The 18,621-nt window shown below is 59.8% G+C and carries 18 protein-coding genes; 16 read left to right on the plus strand and 2 right to left on the minus strand.

Annotated features, from left to right (window positions below):
- Position 1: 1 nt before the first annotated feature.
- The 16 genes from fliH to AC5SEM_RS04575 all read left to right on the plus strand — a co-directional run bounded on the left by fliH (position 2) and on the right by AC5SEM_RS04575 (position 13,407).
- A complete protein-coding gene (fliH, locus tag AC5SEM_RS04500) occupies positions 2-808 on the plus strand; it encodes a flagellar assembly protein FliH (protein ID WP_077571657.1) in 807 nt (268 codons plus the stop codon).
- Entirely contained in the window at positions 798-2,156 is a 1,359-nt protein-coding gene (gene fliI / locus AC5SEM_RS04505; RefSeq protein WP_077571658.1) for a flagellar protein export ATPase FliI, read from the plus strand. The genes fliH and fliI overlap by 11 nt, the downstream gene beginning before the upstream one ends.
- Before the next feature lie 6 nt (positions 2,157-2,162).
- The gene (fliJ, locus tag AC5SEM_RS04510; RefSeq protein WP_077571659.1) at positions 2,163-2,615 is read left to right on the plus strand and encodes a flagellar export protein FliJ; all 453 of its coding nucleotides are present in this window, start codon (positions 2,163-2,165) and stop codon (positions 2,613-2,615) included.
- 190 nt (positions 2,616-2,805) lie between these two features.
- Positions 2,806-3,111, plus strand: coding sequence for an STAS domain-containing protein (locus AC5SEM_RS04515; RefSeq protein WP_331695145.1), 306 nt, complete (start codon positions 2,806-2,808; stop codon positions 3,109-3,111).
- 5 nt (positions 3,112-3,116) lie between these two features.
- On the plus strand, positions 3,117-4,820 hold the full coding sequence (locus tag AC5SEM_RS04520) for an ATP-binding SpoIIE family protein phosphatase (protein ID WP_495472264.1): 1,704 nt from the start codon (positions 3,117-3,119) through the stop codon (positions 4,818-4,820).
- A 31-nt stretch (positions 4,821-4,851) separates the two neighbouring features.
- Positions 4,852-5,199 carry an Hpt domain-containing protein gene (locus AC5SEM_RS04525; protein WP_077571663.1) on the plus strand — a complete coding sequence of 116 codons (348 nt, stop codon included), beginning with the start codon at positions 4,852-4,854 and terminating at the stop codon, positions 5,197-5,199.
- A 104-nt stretch (positions 5,200-5,303) separates the two neighbouring features.
- Positions 5,304-6,677: a flagellar hook-length control protein FliK gene (locus tag AC5SEM_RS04530; protein ID WP_495472265.1), complete on the plus strand. Its 1,374-nt coding sequence runs from the start codon at positions 5,304-5,306 to the stop codon at positions 6,675-6,677.
- 480 nt (positions 6,678-7,157) lie between these two features.
- A complete protein-coding gene (fliL, locus tag AC5SEM_RS04535) occupies positions 7,158-7,661 on the plus strand; it encodes a flagellar basal body-associated protein FliL (protein ID WP_007920033.1) in 504 nt (167 codons plus the stop codon).
- A gap of 9 nt (positions 7,662-7,670) precedes the next feature.
- Positions 7,671-8,639 carry a flagellar motor switch protein FliM gene (gene fliM, locus AC5SEM_RS04540; protein ID WP_038363850.1) on the plus strand — a complete coding sequence of 323 codons (969 nt, stop codon included), beginning with the start codon at positions 7,671-7,673 and terminating at the stop codon, positions 8,637-8,639.
- A gap of 56 nt (positions 8,640-8,695) precedes the next feature.
- Positions 8,696-9,145 carry a flagellar motor switch protein FliN gene (fliN, locus tag AC5SEM_RS04545; RefSeq protein ID WP_007920031.1) on the plus strand — a complete coding sequence of 150 codons (450 nt, stop codon included), beginning with the start codon at positions 8,696-8,698 and terminating at the stop codon, positions 9,143-9,145.
- Positions 9,146-9,598, plus strand: a complete 453-nt coding sequence (fliO, locus tag AC5SEM_RS04550) for a flagellar biosynthetic protein FliO (protein ID WP_077571670.1) — start codon at positions 9,146-9,148, stop codon at positions 9,596-9,598.
- Complete coding sequence (gene fliP / locus AC5SEM_RS04555; protein ID WP_003222895.1) at positions 9,598-10,356, plus strand: flagellar type III secretion system pore protein FliP; 759 nt, start codon at positions 9,598-9,600, stop codon at positions 10,354-10,356. The genes fliO and fliP overlap by 1 nt, the downstream gene beginning before the upstream one ends.
- The gene (gene fliQ / locus AC5SEM_RS04560) at positions 10,353-10,622 is read left to right on the plus strand and encodes a flagellar biosynthesis protein FliQ (protein WP_038363854.1); all 270 of its coding nucleotides are present in this window, start codon (positions 10,353-10,355) and stop codon (positions 10,620-10,622) included. The genes fliP and fliQ overlap by 4 nt, the downstream gene beginning before the upstream one ends.
- Positions 10,623-10,625: 3 nt before the next feature.
- Positions 10,626-11,411, plus strand: a complete 786-nt coding sequence (fliR, locus tag AC5SEM_RS04565) for a flagellar biosynthetic protein FliR (RefSeq protein ID WP_077571671.1) — start codon at positions 10,626-10,628, stop codon at positions 11,409-11,411.
- 3 nt (positions 11,412-11,414) lie between these two features.
- Positions 11,415-12,554 carry a flagellar biosynthesis protein FlhB gene (flhB, locus tag AC5SEM_RS04570; RefSeq protein ID WP_137219401.1) on the plus strand — a complete coding sequence of 380 codons (1,140 nt, stop codon included), beginning with the start codon at positions 11,415-11,417 and terminating at the stop codon, positions 12,552-12,554.
- Between the two features lie 178 nt (positions 12,555-12,732).
- Positions 12,733-13,407, plus strand: coding sequence for a hypothetical protein (locus tag AC5SEM_RS04575; RefSeq protein WP_495472266.1), 675 nt, complete (start codon positions 12,733-12,735; stop codon positions 13,405-13,407).
- A gap of 194 nt (positions 13,408-13,601) precedes the next feature.
- On the opposite strand, the gene AC5SEM_RS04580 is transcribed toward AC5SEM_RS04575, so the two are convergent.
- Positions 13,602-13,961, minus strand: a complete 360-nt coding sequence (locus tag AC5SEM_RS04580; protein ID WP_495472267.1) for a DUF6124 family protein — start codon at positions 13,959-13,961, stop codon at positions 13,602-13,604.
- A 685-nt stretch (positions 13,962-14,646) separates the two neighbouring features.
- A complete protein-coding gene (locus AC5SEM_RS04585) occupies positions 14,647-18,405 on the minus strand; it encodes an immunoglobulin-like domain-containing protein (RefSeq protein ID WP_495472268.1) in 3,759 nt (1,252 codons plus the stop codon).
- Positions 18,406-18,621 lie beyond the last annotated feature (216 nt).

An 18,621-nucleotide genomic window follows, 5' to 3' on the forward strand; every position in this document is an offset into this window, starting at 1 on the left:
CATGGACAAGCACGACGACGATGTGACGGATCTGATCCGTGCCCGCGATGTCCGTGGTTTCGAATCCTGGGCCATGCCCAGCTTCGACCCGCCGAAGCCGGAACCCGAGCCCGAGCCGGAACCCGAACCGCCGGAAATGGAAGAAGTGCCGCTGGAAGAAGTCCAGCCACTGACTCTTGAAGAACTCGAAAGCATCCGTCAGGAGGCTTACAACGAGGGCTTCGGCATCGGCGAAAAAGAAGGTTTTCACAGCGCCACGCTCAAGGTCCGTCAGGAAGCTGAAGTGGCGCTGGCGGCAAAACTTGCCAGTCTTGAGCAGTTGATGGCGAACCTGTTCGAACCCATCGCTGAGCAAGACACGCAGATCGAAAAATCGCTGGTCGACCTCGTGCAGCACATCACCAAACAGGTGATCAAGCGCGAACTGGCCATCGATTCCAGCCAGATCGAACACGTCATGCGCGATGCGCTCAAGCTGTTGCCGCTGGGTGTGGAAAACGTGCGTCTGTACGTCAATCCGCAGGACTTCGAACAGGCCAAGGCCTTGCGCGAACGTCATGAGGAAACCTGGCGCATCGTCGAAGATGAATCGCTGTTGGCGGGTGGCTGCCGGGTTGAAACCGAGCACAGCCGCATCGACGCCAGCATTGAAACCCGCGTCGCTCAGGTCATGGCGAAATTGTTCGATCAGTTGCACGAACAGGCTTTGCACCCGGCTGAAGCGGATCTGAGCCTGGACATTCCAGAAGACGTAAAACCGGCGGCCGCACCCGAAGAGCCGCTCGCGGACGACCCCGATGCGCCTTGAACGCACCAGTTTCGCCAAGCGCCTGAGCACTTACGCTGAGGCCACCGAGATTGCCGGCGCGCCGATTCTCGAAGGCCGCCTGCTGCGCATGGTCGGCCTCACCCTTGAAGCCGAAGGCTTGCGCGCGGCCATGGGCACGCGCTGCCTGGTGATCAATGACGACAGCTATCACCCGTCGCAGGTGGAAGCGGAAGTCATGGGTTTTTCCGGCAGCAAAGTCTTTCTGATGCCGGTCGGCAGTGTTGCCGGCATCGCCCCCGGCGCCCGCGTGGTGCCACTGGCTGATACCGGTCGTTTGCCGATGGGCATGAGCATGCTCGGTCGCGTGCTCGATGGCGCCGGACGTGCGCTGGACGGCAAGGGCGGCATGAAGGCCGAAGACTGGGTGCCGATGGACGGCCCGACGATCAACCCGCTCAACCGTGACCCGATCAGCGTGCCGCTGGACGTCGGCATCCGTTGCATCAACGGTTTGCTGACGGTCGGTCGTGGTCAGCGTCTGGGTCTGTTTGCCGGTACCGGTGTCGGTAAATCGGTACTGCTGGGCATGATGACGCGGTTCACCGAGGCCGACATTATCGTCGTTGGTCTGATCGGTGAGCGGGGTCGAGAAGTTAAGGAATTCATCGAGCACAGTCTCGGTGAAGAAGGCCTCAAGCGTTCCGTCGTGGTTGCTTCGCCGGCGGACGATGCGCCGTTGATGCGTCTGCGCGCAGCGATGTACTGCACGCGCATCGCCGAATATTTCCGCGACAAGGGCAAGAACGTCCTGTTGCTGATGGATTCGCTGACCCGTTTCGCTCAGGCGCAGCGGGAAATTGCTCTGGCCATCGGCGAGCCACCAGCGACCAAAGGTTATCCGCCATCGGTATTCGCCAAATTGCCGAAACTGGTGGAACGCGCTGGTAACGCGGAGAAGGGCGGTGGTTCGATCACCGCGTTCTACACCGTACTGTCCGAAGGCGATGACCAGCAGGACCCGATTGCCGACTCGGCCCGAGGCGTACTCGACGGCCACATCGTGCTGTCCCGGCGCTTGGCCGAAGAGGGACACTATCCGGCCATCGACATCGAAGCGTCGATCAGCCGGGTAATGCCTGCCGTGGTCTCGCCGGACCACATGCAGCGCGCGCAATACTTCAAGCAGTTGTGGTCGCGTTATCAGCAGAGCCGCGACCTGATCAGCGTCGGCGCCTACGTTGCCGGTGGCGACCGCGAGACCGATCTGGCGATCTCCCTGCAACCGCAGCTGGTCCGGTACCAGCGTCAGGGCCTCAACGACAAAATCAACATGGGCGAAAGCCAGGCTTACCTCGAAACCCTGTTCGCCCCTGCGGCGGGCGGCTAACCGCTCATGGCCGCCGTCAGTCGAGCCGCGCGTCTGGCGCCGGTGGTGGACATGGCCGAACAGGCCGAGAAAACTGCCGTACAACGGCTGGGCTATTTTCAGGGCCAGGTGAAGGTCGCTGAAAGCAAACTGGCCGACCTCAATGCCTTTCGTCTGGATTACTCGCAGCAATGGATCGTGCGCGGCAGCACCGGCGTGAGCGGGCAATGGCTGCTCGGTTTTCAGGGCTTTCTGGCGCAGCTCGACACCGCCGTCGACCAGCAGCGGCAGAGCCTGGTCTGGCACCAGAACAAGCTCGACAAGGCCCGTGAGGAATGGCAACAGGCGTTTGCCAAGGTCGAAGGCCTGCGCAAACTGGTGCAGCGTTATCGCGAAGAGGCGCAACGCCTTGAGGACAAGCGCGAGCAGAAATTGCTTGATGAGTTGTCCCAGCGTTTGCCACGACAGAATCCCTTCTAAAACGCACCGCCAGACCCTGTGGGAGCGAGCCTGCTCGCGAATGCATTCGGTCAGTTGACTCAATTGTTGACTGGCACGACGCCTTCGCGAGCAGGCTCGCTCCCACATTTGTTCCTGCGTTGCGCCTTGCTGCAACCCTGTGCAAGTGCTAAACCTTGTACAGGTTCGTCAATGACAAGGAAGCCAGTCAATGTCAGTCGTTACAGAAGTCTCTCCAGATGGTCAAAAACTGACGATTTCGGTCAGGGGGCGGTTTGATTTTGGTCGCCATCAGGAATTTCGCGAGTCCTATGAGCATCTTGCCAAGAAGCCTGACTCCATCGTGGTCGACCTGAAAGAGGCCACCTACCTCGACAGCTCCGCACTGGGCATGCTGCTCCTGCTGCGCGATCACGCCGGCGGCGATAGCTCGGACGTGCGCGTGGTCAACAGCAATTCCGACGTGCGCAAGATCCTCGCCATCTCCAATTTCGACAAGCTCTTCGACATCAGTTGACGGCCATGCTGGCTCAAGAGCCGCTGACCATCCTGATCGCCGAAGACAGTGCTGCCGATCGTTTATTGCTGTCGACCATCGTCCGCCGCCAGGGTCACGAAGTCCTGACGGCGGCCAACGGTGCCGAAGCGGTCGAGCTGTTTCGCCGGCAGCAACCCGATCTGGTGCTGATGGACGCGCTGATGCCGGTGATGGACGGCTTCGAGGCTGCGCGGCAGATCAAGGCGCTGGCGGGCGAAACCCTGGTGCCGATCATCTTCCTCACCTCGCTGACCGAAAGCGAAGCGCTGGCCCGTTGTCTTGAGGCCGGTGGTGACGACTTTCTGGCGAAGCCTTACAACCAGGTGATCCTCGCCGCCAAAATCAAGGCGATGGATCGCTTGCGCCGCTTGCAGGCAACTGTCTTGCAACAGCGCGACTTGATCGCTAAACACCATGATTACCTGCTCAACGAACAGCGCGTGGCCAAAGCCGTGTTCGATAAGGTCGCCCATTCCGGTTGCCTGAGTGCGCCGAACATTCGCTACCTGCAATCACCTTATGCGCTGTTCAACGGTGACCTGCTGCTGGCAGCCTACACGCCGGCCGGTGACATGCATGTGCTGCTCGGCGATTTCACCGGTCACGGGCTGCCGGCAGCAGTGGGCGCCATGCCGCTCGCCGAAGTCTTCTACGGCATGACTGCCAAGGGCTACGGCCTCGCCGAAACCCTGCGCGAGATGAACGCCAAGCTCAAACGCATCCTGCCGGTGGACATGTTCTGCTGCGCCACGCTGCTGTGCCTGAGTTTTCAGCGACGCTCGGTCGAAGTGTGGAACGGCGGCATGCCTGACGGCTATCTGCATCGGATTGCCACGGGCGAGCGTGTGCCGCTGGCGGCGCGGCATTTGCCGTTGGGCGTGCTGAGCGCGCAGGCGTTCGACGACCGTACGGAAGTGCATCCGATGGCCGTCGGTGATCGGGTGTTCGTATTGTCCGACGGGGTGATCGACACCAGCGATGCCAGTGATCAACTGTTCGGTGTCGAGCGTTTGCAGCAGGTATTCGCCACCAACCGCGAGCCTGATCGCTTGTTCGAGGACATTGAGCAGGCACTGCGGGATTTTCGCGGCGAGGCGCGCGACGACGTGAGCATGGTCGAGGTCAGCCTGCTGGAGCCGGCGCAGGTCAAGCCGTCGGCGCCGGTGTATTCCGACAGCGGCCAGTCGTGTCCGCTCGACTGGTCGGTGAGCTTCGAATTCCGTGGTGCCACGCTCAAGCGTTTCAATCCGTTGCCGTACCTGTTGCAGTTGCTGCTTGAGGTGCATGGGCTGCGGGCGCAGAGTGGTGCTTTGTACAGTGTGCTGGCCGAGTTGTATTCCAATGCGCTGGAGCACGGCGTGCTGGGTCTGGATTCCAGCCTCAAGCGCGATGCGGCGGGTTTCGCTCGCTACTATCAGCAGCGCAATGATCGGCTGGAGGCGCTGCAGGACGGTTTCGTACGCGTGCATTTGCAGGTGCAGCCACAAGGCGAGGGCGGTTGTCTGGTGATTCGTGTCGAAGACAGCGGCAAGGGTTTTGATGTGGCGCGGGTCATGGAGCGGCCGCTGGACGGTGTCCGTTTGTCGGGGCGCGGCGTCAGTCTGGTCCGGCAATTGGGGCGCAACGCCAGTTGGTCGGACGAAGGTCGTAGTGCCCGCGTGGAGTTTTCCTGGGAGGTTGAGGCATAATCCGCGCAATTCTTGATCAAGGAGTGAACAAGTGACTGACAAACATATTGATCGCGAGACGCTGAGCGTACTGCGCGAAGTCATGGAGGAGGGTTATCCGGAGCTTCTGGACACCTTTCTGACGGATTCCGAAAGTCGCTTGGGCGAGTTGCAAAAGACCTCTGATGCCAAGGTGTTGTCGGAAGTTGCCCATAGTTTCAAGGGCAGCGCCAGCAACATGGGAGCTGTCCGCTTGGCGGCGCTCTGCCAGGAACTCGAATCGGACGCCAAAGACAAGAGCCCGGCGGAAATAGTCAAACTGGTCGCTGAGATCAGTGGCGAATTTGCTCAAGTTCGCCCGGTTTACGAAAGCGAAAAACATCCCGCTCACACTCACTGATCCCGCCGTCCGGCGCTTTTCTGAGGCGCCGGACAAAACTGGCCCGGCACTTGCAGATATCTCCGCAACTGTACCTACGATCCCAGTGCAGCGGAGACCGTTTCATGCCTGCGACCCCCAACATCCTTCTTCAGAATGCCGCTCAGGCCAAGGCGCAAGCTGCCTCTGCCAAAACGTCGGCCATGGCCGTAGACACCGGGGATAAAGCCTCAAGCTTCGCGAAAGTGTTCGCCGATCAGGGATCGAGCAAGCCTGTTGCGGCTGCGGACAATTCGCCCAAGGCGTCGCGCGACAAGGTCGCAGACAACAGTGGCAAAAAGGATGTTGGCAAGGATCAGTCTGCCGCTGCGCAGCCGGCGGTTGCCGATAGCGGCAACGACTTGCCTGCCGACAAAACCGCCGCGACCGATGACACCACCGCCGCCAGCAGCGACGACAGCACCGACACTCCTCAGACCCCAGTGGTTGATGCCGCGCCGGTTGACCCGGCGCTCGATCCGGCGTTGGCCGTCGCTGTGCAGCCGGTGGTCGCGGCCCCCGTGGCGCAGGCCTCGGCTGCGGTTGCCCCGGCCCAGCCAGAAACCGAAACCCCGGCACTTGCCGCATTGCCGGGTGTGGTCAAAGATCCGACGCCGACCACCGACAGCGATTTCGACCCTTCGGCTGATCCCCTCGACTCGATGCCGGCCGTGCGCATGGCGATGGAGCAGGGCGGGCACATTTCCGCCGCCAGCCAGGCGCAACCGAAGGCTTCGCCGGCTCAGGCTCAGGCCGACGGCGAATTGACTGCAGCGCAAAACTTCGCCGCCGGCATGGCCAGCATGCTCGACGTGCAAGCCGATAAGGACAGCACCAGTCAGGGCGGCGACAAAGCCTTCAGCGGCTTGATCGACGACGGCCTCAAAGACCTTAAAAATGCGACCAGCGATACCCGCGTGGATGACTTCGCCAACCGTCTGGCGGCCCTGACACAAGCTGCCACGCCGAAGACTGCAAACGCGGTGCCGGTGAACCAGCCGATCGCCATGCATCAGAGCGGCTGGACTGAAGAAGTGGTCAACCGCGTCATGTATCTGTCGAGCGCCAATCTCAAGGCGGCGGATATTCAGTTGCAACCGGCCGAACTGGGGCGTCTGGATATCCGCGTCAACATGGTTCCGGATCAACAGACGCAAGTGACGTTCATGAGTGCACACCCGAGCGTGCGTGAAGCGCTGGATGGGCAGATGCATCGTCTGCGCGAGATGTTCAACCAGCAGGGCATGGGCCAGGTCGACGTCAATGTCTCCGACCAGAGCCGTGGCTGGCAGGGTCAGCAGGGTCAGGAACAGGCGCAGCAGGGCCAGAGTGGTCGCACCCGCGCTGCCGGCGGTCGCCTCGATTCGGCGGATGAAGAATTGGCGCCTGCCACCATTGCTGAAGCCGCTGCGCAAACCACCAGCGTGATTGGCAGCAGCGCGGTCGACTATTACGCCTGATCAAAATCAAGAGCCCCTCACCCTAGCCCTCTCCCGGAGGGAGAGGGGACTGATTGGGGGATATTGGAGATTTACACCGACTTGAAATAGCGTCTGTGAATCCATGATCGCCAAGACTTGATGGAGGACTCCCTAATCGACGCGGTCTTTCAGGTCGATGTTTGACGTCTGACACCTCGGTCGGCCTCCTGAAAACCCTCACCCTAGCCCTCTCCCAGAGGGAGAGGGGACTGATTGGGGGATGCTCGCGAGTTACGCCGACCTGATGCTTGTGCTGTGAATCCATAATCGACTCGGTCTTTCAGGTCGACGTATCACGACAAAGCAACTCGGTCGGCTCCCTCTCCCTCCGGGAGAGGGCTGGGGTGAGGGTGCCTTTGACTTTAGCAATGTCTCCACCATCACCGACACTTCTGGCATAACACTTGCTCTTGCCTTGCCGTGCGACTGTGAAAACCCGAATAGTGACGGATTATTGGCATGGCGAAGAGCGAAACCGCAGCAGTGAAAGACCCCGCAACCAAAGGCAAACTCAAGCTGATCATTGTGATCGTGCTGGCGTTGCTGCTGGCCATTGGTGCATCCGTGGGGGCGACCTGGTTCTTCATGCACAGCGCCCAGAGCAAGCCTGCCGAGGCCGCCGATGCGGCGCCTGTCGGCAAGCAGCCAGCGATTTTCGAGCCGATGGCGCCGGCGTTTGTCGCCAACTACAACCAGAATGGCCGTCAGCGCTACATGCAGGTGAGCATCACCATGCTGGCGCGTAATCAGGCCGATCTGGAAGCGCTCAAAGTGCACATGCCGGTAATCCGCAACAACCTGGTGATGCTCTTCTCCGGTCAGGATTTCGCCACCTTGGCGACCCCGGTCGGCCAAGAGATGTTGCGCCAGAAGGCCACAGCCAGCGTCCAGGAAGTGGCGCAGAAAGAGCTGGGCAAAGTGGTGATCGAACAGTTGCTTTTCACTAATTTCGTACTGCAGTAGGAACACGACATGGCCGTGCAGGATCTGCTGTCCCAGGATGAAATCGACGCGCTGTTGCATGGCGTCGACGATGGTCTGGTACAGACCGATAACGCTGCCGAACCCGGCAGTGTCAAAAGCTACGACCTGACCAGCCAGGATCGCATCGTCCGTGGACGCATGCCGACTCTGGAAATGATCAACGAGCGTTTTGCCCGTTACACCCGCATCAGCATGTTCAACATGCTGCGCCGCTCGGCAGACGTTGCCGTCGGTGGCGTGCAGGTGATGAAGTTCGGCGAATACGTGCACTCGCTGTACGTACCGACCAGCCTCAACCTGGTCAAGATCAAACCGTTGCGCGGCACCGCGCTGTTCATCCTCGACGCCAAACTGGTGTTCAAGCTGGTGGACAACTTCTTCGGCGGTGACGGCCGTCACGCCAAGATCGAAGGGCGTGAATTCACCCCGACCGAACTGCGCGTGGTGCGCATGGTGCTGGAGCAGGCCTTCGTCGATTTGAAGGAAGCCTGGCAGGCGATCATGGAAGTCAATTTCGAGTACATCAACTCGGAAGTGAACCCGGCCATGGCCAACATCGTCGGCCCGAGCGAAGCGATCGTGGTCTCCACCTTCCACATCGAACTCGATGGCGGTGGCGGCGATCTGCACGTGACCATGCCGTACTCGATGATCGAGCCGGTGCGCGAAATGCTCGACGCCGGTTTCCAGTCCGACCTCGACGATCAGGACGAGCGCTGGGTCAACGCCCTGCGCCAGGACGTGCTCGATGTCGACGTGCCGATTGGCGCCACTGTGGCTCGCCGCCAGTTGAAGCTGCGCGACATCCTGCACATGCAGCCGGGGGATGTGATCCCGGTCGAGATGCCGGAAGAAATGATCATGCGCGCCAACGGCGTGCCGGCCTTCAAGGTCAAGATGGGCTCGCACAAAGGCAACCTCGCGTTGCAGGTGATCGAGCCGATCGAGCGTCGCTGAAGCGGCGCTCCAACCCCCAAGCATTTAACTGAATTTTTGCCCGCCGAGGACAAATGATGAACGACGATATGAACGCCCAGGACGACCAGGCACTGGCTGACGAATGGGCTGCTGCCCTGGAAGAAACCGGTGACGGTCAAGCTGACATCGACGCCCTGCTGGCCGCCGACGCAGCCAGCGGCTCGCGTCTGCCGATGGAAGAGTTCGGCAGCGTGCCGAAGAACAACGATCCGGTGACCCTCGACGGCCCGAACCTGGACGTGATCCTCGACATCCCGGTATCGATCTCGATGGAAGTGGGCAGCACCGACATCAACATCCGCAACCTGCTGCAACTCAACCAGGGTTCGGTGATCGAGCTCGATCGTCTGGCCGGCGAGCCGCTGGACGTGCTGGTCAACGGCACGCTGATCGCGCACGGTGAAGTGGTAGTGGTCAACGAAAAGTTCGGCATCCGCCTGACTGACGTGATCAGCCCAAGCGAACGCATCAAGAAGCTGCGCTGAGTGAAACGGTTTCTCTGGGCTTTGCTGGCCTTGCCGCTGAGCGTGCTGGCCGCCGAACCGTCGACCGCCACCACCGTGCCCGCCGCGACCGCGCCGATGGTTAGCAGCGGCGTGGCCGGGCAACTGACGCAACTGGTGTTCGGCCTGTTGCTGGTGCTGGGGTTGATCTTCTTCCTCGCCTGGCTATTGCGCCGGGTGCAGCAGGCAGGTCCGGCCGGCAAAGGCCAGGTGATCGAACTGATCGGTTCGCGCGCGCTCGGTCCGCGTGACCGTTTGCTGCTGGTGCAGGTTGGCAACGAGCAGATTCTGCTGGGCCTCAGCCCCGGCACGATCACCGCGCTGCATGTGCTCAAGGAACCCGTGCCGGTGCCGCACACCAGTGAAAAAGCCACTCCGGATTTTGCCCAGCAGTTGCTGAAGATACTCGGCAAGGATCAGAAGGATACGAAGTAATGGGTGCGTTACGCATCGTCTTGACGCTGGCCCTGATGCTGGCCGCGCCGCTAGCGTTCGCCGCCGATCCGTTGTCGATCCCGGCGATCACGCTGGGCACCAACGCCGATGGCGCGCAGGAATATTCGGTCAGTCTGCAGATCCTGCTGATCATGACCGCCCTGAGCTTCATTCCGGCGGCCGTGATTCTGATGACCAGTTTCACCCGGATCATCATCGTCTTCTCGATCCTGCGTCAGGCCCTTGGCCTGCAACAGACGCCGTCGAACCAGATCCTCACCGGCATGGCGCTGTTCCTCACCATGTTCATCATGGCCCCGGTGTTCGACCGGGTGAACAACGATGCGCTGCAACCGTATCTGGCGGAAAAACTCACCGCCCAGCAAGCGGTAGAAAAAGCTCAAGTGCCAATCAAGGACTTCATGCTCGCCCAGACCCGCACCAGCGATCTGGAGCTGTTCATGCGCCTGTCCAAGCGCACCGACATCGCCACGCCGGATCAGGCGCCGCTGACCATTCTGGTGCCGGCGTTCGTCACCTCCGAACTTAAAACCGCGTTCCAGATCGGCTTCATGATCTTCATTCCGTTCCTGATCATCGACCTCGTCGTGGCCAGTGTGCTGATGGCGATGGGCATGATGATGCTGTCGCCGCTGATCATTTCGCTGCCATTCAAGATCATGTTGTTTGTGCTGGTCGATGGCTGGGCGCTGATCATCGGCACCCTGGCCAGCAGTTTTGGAGGTGTCTCGCCATGACGCCGGAAGTTGCGGTCGATATCTTTCGTGAAGCCCTTTGGCTGACCACATTGATGGTCGCGATTCTGGTGGTGCCGAGCCTGTTGGTCGGCTTGCTGGTGGCGATGTTCCAGGCCGCCACGCAGATCAACGAACAGACCCTGAGCTTCCTGCCGCGTCTGCTGGTGATGCTGGTCACGTTGATCATCGGTGGTCCGTGGATCGTGCAGACGTTCATGGAATACATCATTCAGTTGTACAAAAACATCCCGATGGTCATCGGCTAAGCCATGCAATCGCTGCTTCAGCTGACCGACACCCAGATCAGTACCTGGGTGGCGTCGTTCATGTTGCCGCTGTTTCGCGTCGCCTCGATGCTGATGGTGATGCCGGTGTTCGGCACCACGCTGATACCGCGCCGTGTGCGCCTGTATTTCGCCGTGGCGATCACCGTGTGCATTGCGCCGAGCCTGCCGCCGATGCCGGCGGTCAGCCCGCTCGACCTGAGTGGCTTGATGTTGATTGCCGAACAGATCCTCGTCGGCGCCGTGCTCGGGTTTTCCCTGCAGCTGTTTTTCCAGGCGTTTGCCGTCGCCGGGCAAATCGTCGCCATTCAGATGGGCATGGGTTTCGCTTCGATGGTCGACCCGGCCAACGGCGTCTCGGTGGCAGTGATCGGGCAGTTCTTCACCATGCTGGTGACGCTGTTGTTCCTGTCGATGAATGGCCACCTGGTGGTCTTCGAAGTGCTCACCGAAAGCTTCACCACGCTACCGGTCGGCAGCGGTCTGATGACCGCGCACTACTGGGAGCTGGCCGGCAAACTTGGCTGGGTCCTTGGTGCGGCGTTGCTGCTGGTATTGCCGGCGGTCACCGCGCTGCTGGTGGTCAACATCGCCTTCGGGGTGATGACCCGCGCGGCGCCGCAACTGAACATTTTCTCCATCGGTTTTCCTTTGACCCTGGTGCTCGGCCTGTTCATTGTCTGGGTCGGTCTGGCGGACATTCTCAACCAGTATCAGCCGCTGGCCACTGAAGCCTTGCAGCTGTTACGCGAACTGGCACGGGCGCGCTGAGTCATGGCAGAGAGCGAAAGCGGTCAGGACAAAACAGAAGACCCCACGGAGAAACGTAAAAAGGACTCCCGTGAGAAGGGCGAGATTGCCCGTTCCAAAGAACTCAACACCCTGGCCGTGACCATGGCCGGTGCCGGTGCGCTGCTGGTGTTCGGCGGCATGCTGGCCGAAGACCTGATGGAACTGATGCGCCTGAACTTCACGCTGTCGCGCGAAGTGATCATGGATCAGGGTTCCATGGGCGCGTTTCTGTTGCAGTCGGGCCAGATGGCGCTGTTGGCGATCCAGCCGATCATGATCACCCTGTTGCTGGCGGCGCTGATCGGGCCGATTTCCCTCGGTGGCTGGCTGTTCGCGGCGGGCTCCATGGCCCCCAAGTTCAGCCGGATGAACCCGGCGGCAGGCCTGAAACGGATGTTTTCGTTCAAGTCAGTGATCGAGTTGCTCAAGGCGCTGGCCAAGTTTCTGATCACTTTGGGTGTGGCGTTGGTGGTGTTGTCGGCGGACGTCGATGACTTTCTGCGGATCGCCCACGAGCCGCTGGAAATGGCGATCATCCACAGCGTCACGCTGGTCGGCTGGAGCACCTTGTGGCTGGCCTGCGGCCTGATCATCATCGCCGCTGTCGACGTGCCGGTGCAGCTCTGGGAAGCACACAAGAAACTGCTGATGACCAAGCAGGAAGTGCGCGACGAGCACAAGGATCAGGAGGGGCGCCCGGAAGTCAAACAGCGCATCCGCCAGACCCAGCGCGAGATGTCCCAGCGGCGCATGATGGCGGCGATTCCCGACGCCGACGTGGTCATCACCAACCCGACCCACTACGCCGTCGCGCTCAAGTACGACTCGGAGAAGGGCGGCGCGCCGATGCTGATCGCCAAGGGCAGCGACTTCCTCGCGCTGAAAATCCGCGAAATCGCCGTGGCCAACAACGTCATGCTCCTCGAGTCGCCGGGGCTGGCGCGCTCGATCTACTACTCCACCGAACTGGATCAGGAAATCCCAGGTGGGCTGTACCTGGCAGTTGCTCAGGTCTTGGCCTACGTCTACCAGATCCGCCAGTTCCGTGCCGGCAAGGGCAAGCGCCCAGATCCGCTCAAGGATGATTTGCCGATTCCGCCGGATCTGCGCCGCGATACCTGATGGTTACCGTCTGTCTGGAAAACCTCTGAACCTGTCAAGTCTGACAGTAGACGGCTGTGCCCATCGGCGCTCTCATTGCCATGGGAATTCTCCCGGCATTTCCCTGCATTGGTCGCTCTGATCATCTGAGACGAGTACCAGGGATCGGCGCCTGCATAAGGTTTCAGAGGAAGCAATCATGGCAGACCAGCCCTACAGAAAGTTGCAAGGTATGGAGGTTGAATTCGTCTCGGGAGTGTTGGAGCAGCGCACAGCCGATCGCGCAATCGGTTACACCGTGACTTTCAAGTTGATGCTGGACTTCACCCATTTCAAGCAGATGGCCAACGCCTACAGCGCCAATTATCTGGAAGTGTCGAGCAACGCGATTCGGCCGGAGCTGGAGGGTTTGGCGTACCACAATAACTACAGTGAGATTGGTGGTTCTGCAGGAAAAATCGTCTCCAGCGCGATGCTTTTCGAACTCTTCACCGACCCGGATTTGTACCTGGATGGCTGGATCAACAATGAAATGGAGAGGCGATTTGGCAAACCGGAATTCGTCATCGAGGGAGATGCGCTTTTGATAACGGCGCGGCAGGACTTTCGTTGGGAAGATCCGCAGCGCGAAATCAAGATCGAAGATCTCCCCATCATTTGGTTTGATTGGGCTCTCACCCTCATAGAGCAGCGGACAAAAGTGTCTTGGGGGCTGCCGGAGCGTACGACGCCGGTATCGGTGGTGACGTTTATGTACCCGCAGGACGAGGTCGTTGTTATTGAGGGTAAGGAGCTGCTCAAGGGCGCGCGCTATATCAACGGCAAGGAGCTCAGTTTCGGCCCGATTACGCCTGAGCAGGTTTTAACGGCGTAGTGATCTGCAACCCGCCGCCCCGATTGAAACGGGGCGGCGGGTTTTTCTGCTTCAAGCTTTGTGTTGCTGGTGAGCCAGTCTTCGCGAGCAGGCTCGCTCCCACTCTGGAATCCGCTCAACGGTGGGAGCGAGCCTGCTCGCGAAGGCGTCAGAATTGACCCTGGATCAATCAGCAGGTGTCCCCAGTGCCTGCGTCAACCCGGCAACTCCAGATTATCCATCACCCGATTCACCGCCAGCTCGCCGAGCATGATCAGTTGCGCGATCCCCAACAGCGTCCTGCGCTGCGACGTGGGGATGAGATGGGCGAAGTCATGGGCGATGGTTCTGGCGGAGGCGAGTGTTTCGCTGGCATCGGCCAGCAGCTCCTCGTTTTTGAAGTCTGCGGTGACGGCGTACATCCGGCGGGTCTTGCGTGGAGGTGGTGTGGAGCCGGGTGGGCAGAGGTAGTGATCGAGGGCGCGGTCGGCGGCGTCGTGGAGTTTTTTGGAATCGAGGGATTCGTAGGGGGAGGTGGGGTCGGTTTCGGGTGGGTTGGGTGTTGGTTTGATCATGGTGAGACTCCTTTGAAGTGGAGCCGCTACAACCTGTCGCTAAACAGGAGGGGTGGCGGCTGTACGCAGGTTAGCGAACCGGTCAAAGGCACCCGGCAGACCCGAGGGTCTCCCGCATACAGCCACCATGACGAAATCGCGAAAATACAGATCCGCAACGAAGCCTGGAACGCTGATGCACCTTTGACTTGAATTCGAGTCGCTAAACCCGATCGCTGATTCGTCAGCGACCGCACCACAATAGAACCCGCCCCCAAGGCGCACAAGCCGGCGGATTCTGGCGTAGCTGTAGGCAATGGCGCAAGAATTTGTAGCCTGAAAGGCGTGTCTGGAGGTGTCTTTTAAACACCTGAGTTTAAAAGGCAATTTTCACTGACTTCACTGGCCCCTTCGCGAGCAAGCTCGCTCCCACATTTGGAATGCATTTCCCTGTGGGAGCGAGCCTGCTCGCGAAGGGGCCGCTTCGGCCAGTAGAAAACTCACGGGTAAAACCCCTCTGTTTAAAACTGACAAAAACTGGAAAGCTTATTGCGGTAGCCGTGAGCTTGCTCTGGGCGTCAAAAGTTTGCTTAAACGGAAGGGGGTGGTAAATAAATGCGTCCCCTTTATCCTTTCCGTCCCCTTTATCCTCTTATCCTCGGTGTCGTCCCCTTTTCTGTCTATCAAAGCACCTCGGCTCGACTGTTTATGATGGCAAACAGATTATGGGGAGTAAGTCCGCGGAAGTGGGGGATCCTCCAGATTGGAATCCTATAAAGGGGTGTGTGTTGGGGGGGGTGTTAGCTCGGAACATGGCATGCAGGTTGAGTGCGGTGTGTCGGCCTGCGTGAAAATGCTGTTGTTGACCGTTCGCTTTGTATTTTTGGCTTAAACTTGCTGCGATCGTGGGTCCGGTTTCCTGGTTTATACGCACTCCGTGGGCGTCGATCCATTGCATGGCTAGAATGTGGTGGGTTCGTGAGGGTTGGATGAGCAATCGGGTCACGTTGGTGCATGTGACCCGGATGGTTTTTGATTGACCCAGAGTGTCGGATACGGTGATGACGGCCTCTCCATTACCTTCGCTTCGGATACATCCTGCACAGTCGACTGACGCGATTACGGGTGCGCTTGTGGTGAATGAGTAGGGTGGTACGCCTCCGCTCACTGTCCGGGTTTCTGACGTGCTCGCTGGATCGCTTTCGGTCCTCAACCAACCGAGTGCTACGTGGTCGATTGAGTAATTCTGTCCGTTTAAAATGATAGGCGTCGTATCTACGATCAGCCCGCTGATCACTGTCACATGACGCACATTCGAAAGGACTGAACCGCTGTGATACAGGGACTTTGCATACAGTCGGTGTGCAAGCTCCTGCGCTCCAACTTCGATGTCCCATACCCAATCACCGTTAACGTCAACCGAAGCGATGCCTTTGGACACCGCGCTTGCTTCGTCACCATCGAAAATCTCGACCTTCTGGCCGTAGCTTGCCGTGCCCTTGAGTTTCAACTGGGTGCTGACGGTGGATTGACGATCAGGCACCTCGATGCCTTTGTCATCCTGCACGCTGTCCAGCGTCGGCACTACCGATGCCACCACGACAATATTCCAGGTATTGGACAGCGTGCCGTCCTTGCGTCTGGCGCTCAGGCTGTAGGTAGTTCCGGCAATCAGAGCAGTCAGTGTGAAAGTCCATTCTCCCTTTGAATCTACTTGAATTTCGGTATTCGGCATCAGCGTGCCGTTATTGGCCAGATCGATTTTTGTGTCTGGAGTGGCCGTGCCCGACAGGATAATGGTCGTTTCTACGGTCTGGCCGCCGGCGGGAATGTCTTCATTGCGGGATGAGCCTTTGACTGAGTCAATGGTCGGGAGCACCTCTACGAGGTTTTTAACGGTATAGGTCTGCACCGGAAAACTCAGCGCCAGGCTTTCTTCCGTGCTGCGATCCGGAGTGGCCTTGAAGGTCACCGTCAATGGGCTTTGATCCTTCAACGACTGCAGATCAGCCAGTGACAAGGTTGCATCGAGATAGCCCTGCGATATCCAGAGGGCATTCACGGCATTGTTCGGGCCTTGCCACACTTCGCGCTTGTACTCGGTACCGTCTTTTTTAGTGCCTGACACGACCATCCATACGCGCTGGTTGACGGCAATGTGCGGCCAGAAACCGCCGCGAAGGGTGGCCGGTCCGGTGAGCGTGGAGACATCCAGTTCATTGCCGTCACCCCCGTTGGCGGCTTGGGTGATCTTCGGTGAGTGGGCAAGCACCACGCGCAATTGCAACACTGCCAGCGTGCGCGGCGGCGACTCTTTCGGTTCCTGACTGCCACGTGTCACGGTACAGCTCAACGTGATTGACTTGACGAGGTTGAAGGGGATCACCGACACGGCCAATGGAATTTCTTGCCGGCCAAGGGTGGTGACCGGCCATGGCGCGGTGGTGTGCGAGCCGGCGGGGAGCGAGCCGGGAGCGCCGGTCCACGTGACGATAATCGTGTCGCCGAGGAGCAGGCCTGCGGAGTCAACCACGGCTGTCAGTGCGCTCTGGGCATCGAGCGGGTCAAGGCTGGTGTCGTTCGGTGCATCTTTGATCTTCGGCGCTTGCAGATCCAACGCCACCCCGACACTGAACTTCAACGGCTCGGCATAACTCATCCTCCCGTCCGCACGCTTGATTTCGTATCGGGCGGTCACCGTTCCGCCTTCATTGCCCTTGATCACCGACGCCGGAATGGTGAACGGCACTCTCTGGCCGGCGGTGAACTCGTTCAGTTTGATCGAATCGGGGTATTCGCCGGTGATCGAGCCGACCCAGAACATGAACACTTCATCGTCTTTGACCGTTTCGATGTACGGCACGGTCAGGGTGGTGCCGGCGGTGTCGGCAGGCAGGACGCCGTCCACCACGCCGGCCACTTCCGGCTCGGGCAGTTCCAGGCGAGTTTCGCCGACTTGCAGGATGGCGGTGTGGATCGACTCGCGGATTGCGCGCGAGGCCTCAAACGGGTCCAGCGTGGCGAGCACCGCCTCGGCAATCAATTGCTGGTAGTAGAACTCCGCGGTGCCACCGTTGACCGGGGCCAGGTGTTTGCCGTCGATGTTGTACAGCAGTGGTTGTGCTGCGACGATGTCGTTGTGGGTGATGGGGCGCGTTGGCAGAACAGGCAGGTACGGCTTCAGGCCGGGGGTGGTGCCCAGCATGATTGGCTGGAGGACCTGGCCTTCGGAAAAGGATTTGTCGAATGGGATTTTCAGGCGTACCTGGGCCAGCGTGGGGTCCAGTGCGCCGGAATCTTCGTCCAGCATGATCGGCGCGGCCAGCCGCTGAACTTCGCCGATGGCGCGGATGAACTGGCTTTTGGAGCGCAGATCGGCGGAGCCGTCGGCTTTTTCCAGGCGGTAGGACAAGGTGATCTGGGACTTGGCCAACTGGCGCAGCACGGCGTTGGGGGCCTTGAGTTCAATAACGCTCGGCACACTGGTCAAAGCAGTACCTTTTACTTCCAGATCAATCGGCGCACCTTCGACCGGCGTGCCCTTGATCTTGATGAACGGGATGTCACCGATTTTGAAGTGGGTCGTGTCTGTGGCGATGATTTGCACGGTGCCGTCGGCGTCGCCCAGTTTGTCGACGTCGAGTACGTTGTTCTGCGTTTCCTTGAGCAATGGCGCGATCAGCCGGGTCGCATCCACCGCCACCACCACACGCTGTTCGGGGCTCCAGTCTTCAGAGCGGTTGAAGACCTTGTCGAACACCTCGAACACCACGGCCACACCGGGACTTTCCGCATCACCGGCCTCACGAATGATTGCTTCGGTGATGGCCACGATGATCGGCGTCTTGCCTTCGGCCTGCTCCTGGGTCAGCGGACTACTGGACACGAAGATCCCGCCCCAACTCATGCGACAAACATCGCCGGCTGCGGCGTAGGGATAGGGCGGCGTGCCGTCGGCCTTGCCAATGCTGATCTTCACGCCTGCGCCCACGTTCTCCTGGTGGATGCCACCGTCAAGAATGTCCTGGGGAATGCTCATGATCAGCTTGGAATGCCCGCCGTCCCCGTTGTCATCGTGCCCGCCCGGGCGAGTCAGTTTCACCAGCACCTGCATGACGTCGGACGGTTGATCTGTGCCGCCCAACGGCTTGACGACATAGGACACCGCGAACCGGCCATCGACCATGTGCTTGAAAGGCACGAACATATGCAGTTGCGTGTTGACCTCGGTCTTGTCGACGGTCTCTACCCAGACGTTCTGCCCGCTGCCCCAAGAGATCCTCAGCGTGTCGCCAATCGCCATGTTCCCCCACGGCCCCGCCCGGCACAGCAGGCCATGAAGCGGAAAGTTGCCCAGCGCCGCGGCGATGTTGATACCCCAGATTATGGGATTGTTCGACACCGGGCCGGTCCGCCCGGGGATGTCGAGTTCCTTGAGTGCTACGGGGGTGTTTGGGGTGGACATGGCAACGACTCCGGTCGGGAAGGTGACGGAGTGATTGAACGGCTAAATAGCGATTTGCGCACCTGTCAGATCTGACAGGTGCGGGCCGAAATCCGACGGGTGGTGATTTTGGGAGAGGTCGAGTCGAAGCTGAAAAGCCTTAGAGATCGATCGTTCCCACGCGCAGCAAAGGAATGCAGCCCGGGACGCTCTGCGTCACTTCAAAAGCCGAACACG

The organism is Pseudomonas sp. CH61 (assembly GCF_059429415.1).